This is a genomic window from Flavobacterium sp., assembly GCF_049590715.1.
In the GTDB taxonomy this organism is placed as follows: domain Bacteria; phylum Bacteroidota; class Bacteroidia; order Flavobacteriales; family Flavobacteriaceae; genus Flavobacterium.
Map to the genome: position 1 here is coordinate 1 of NZ_JBAWDL010000041.1, position 2,335 is coordinate 2,335.

At 33.3% G+C, this 2,335-nt stretch carries 2 protein-coding genes and 1 pseudogene; all 3 read left to right on the forward strand.

All coding sequences use genetic code 11. The features are described 5' to 3' along the window. Window positions 1-959 (forward strand): annotated as a pseudogene (gene lpxD / locus WBQ70_RS02225) (UDP-3-O-(3-hydroxymyristoyl)glucosamine N-acyltransferase); the annotation flags it as partial. Between the two features lie 67 nt (window positions 960-1,026). Then, the gene (locus tag WBQ70_RS02230) at window positions 1,027-1,674 is read left to right on the forward strand and encodes a Pr6Pr family membrane protein (protein WP_423909968.1); all 648 of its coding nucleotides are present in this window, start codon (window positions 1,027-1,029) and stop codon (window positions 1,672-1,674) included. A gap of 9 nt (window positions 1,675-1,683) precedes the next feature. After that, window positions 1,684-2,103, forward strand: a complete 420-nt coding sequence (locus tag WBQ70_RS02235) for an META domain-containing protein (protein ID WP_423909970.1) — start codon at window positions 1,684-1,686, stop codon at window positions 2,101-2,103. The last annotated feature ends 232 nt before the right edge of the window (window positions 2,104-2,335 follow it).

The following is a 2,335-nucleotide window of genomic DNA, read 5'->3' on the forward strand; positions in this document are numbered from 1 at the left end:
AAGGAGTTATTTTAGGAGATACAGTACAAAACATTACTGCTCCCGAACAATTAGAAGTAGCCACTAACACGTAGATTTCATTTATTGGAAATAAAAAATATGAAAAACTATGGGCTAATTCTAATGCTTGTGTTGCCGTAGTAAATGAAGACATCTCTATAGAACCAGGAGAAAACAGAGCTTTTATCAAAGTAAAAAATGCCGACTTGGCTATGTCTCAAATTTTGAGTCTTTTTGCTTCACCAATGCCTGAATTTGAATTCGAAATTCACCCTTCAGCAAATGTAGACGCTACGGCTGTTATCAGTTCGGGAGTTAAAATTGGTGCAGGTTGTTATATCGGTCCTAAAGTAACCATTGCAGAAAATGCTATTATTTATCCAAATGTAACTATTCTTGACGCTTCTACTATTGGAAAAAATACCATTATTTGGTCTGGAACCGTGGTAAGAGAACGTTGTCATATCGGTAACGATTGTATTATTCACCCAAACGCTACTATTGGAGCTGATGGATTCGGTTTCCGTCCTTGTCCAGAAAGAGGATTGGTTAAAATTCCACAAATTGGTAATGTAATCATCGGAAATGGTGTCGAAATTGGAGCAAATACTTGTGTGGATAGAGGGAAATTTAGTTCTACTATTTTAGGTGATGGTTGCAAAATTGATAATCTAGTACAAATAGGTCACAACAGTAAACTAGGTCGTTTTTGCATCATGGCAGGAAACAGCGGACTAGCAGGTTCTGTGACTTTGGGCGATGGTGTTATCATTGGCGGAAGCGCATCTATAAAAGATCATACTACAATCGGTTCTGGTGCTATTGTAGGTGCTGGATCAGGTGTTACAGGTGACATTCCTGCCGGGAAAACCATGTTAGGATATCCCGCAGTTGAAGCTCGTGACGCATTGAAACAATGGGCTATTTTAAAACGATTGGTCAACGAATCGAAAAAATAAAACCCAACGAATTCAAACGAAACGAATTTTAGAATTGATTATTTTTAAAAGGTAAATAATCACATATATGGAGAAAAAAGTAGCGTCAGGACAACAATTAATTCTAATTACTGGAACCATTTTAGGGTGGTTCGCTGTTGGTTTACAACTCTACCTTATTATTTTAAATAGAGTTGCTTCAATCCCTGAAACGTTGATTCGTTTTTTTAGTTTTTATACAATTTTATCAAATATTCTTGTAGCCTTTAGTTTTTCATTTTTGTGGTTTAAATCAAATTCAAAACTAAGTTCTTTTTTTACGAACAGAAAAATACTAACCGCCATAACTGTTTACATCACAATTGTCGGTTTAGTTTACAATACCATTTTACGGTTTTTATGGAATCCCATCGGACTTCAATATTTGGTTGATGAGTTGCTCCATACTCTAATTCCAATCCTTTTTATTATACACTGGCTCGTTTATGTAGATAAAAAACAACTCGTTTACAAAGATGTTATTATATGGCAAGTATTTCCATTGGTCTATTTGACCTTTATTCTAATTAGAGGTAGTATTTCAAATTATTACCCCTACCCTTTCTTAGATGTAAATACAATTGGTTACAACAAGGTCTTTATAAACACCATAGTATTATGTTTGGTTTTTATATTCATTTCTGTTTTTTTTGTTTGGATTTCAAAAATCACCACCCAAAAAATAAAGAAAGATTAAAGCATAATCATGAAAAAAATAATTTTCCTCTTATCATTTTTTATAGTAGTACTTATTCTAGTCGCTTGTAAAACAAATATAAATACAGAAACTAATTTAAAAGGAAACTGGCAACTCAACTACATTTCAGGAAGCCGAATCGCATTTGACGGTTTGTATCCCAACAAAAAACCTGAAATCACTTTTGAGACTGAAACAAATAAAGTAAGCGGACATACTGGCTGCAATAATTTTGGAAGCAAATACACTATTGATAATAAAACAATACACTTTGAAGTTCCTTTTGGAACGAGAATGGCTTGTCCTGGACAAGATGAAAATGAGTTTTACAAAATACTCCAAAAAGTAAATCGCTATTCTATCGTTGATAAAAAATTAATGTTCTTTATTGATGATGTGGTTATGATGCGCTTCGAGAAAAAGAAGTAGTAAAGAAATAATTGCAGATTTTTGATTAACGATTTTTGAGTTCAGAATAAAATAAAATCTTGAAATCAAAAATCGTTTTTCTTTCACCATACCAAATCTGAAATACTTCGCCAGTTCGAACTTTCAGTTCTCCGGTCAAAAATCTTTTGAAAATTTCTTTCTCAAACATTTCATTCGTTTTTGTAATTTAGCCTCGTATTCTGAAAACCCACACACAACATGGATTTAAACT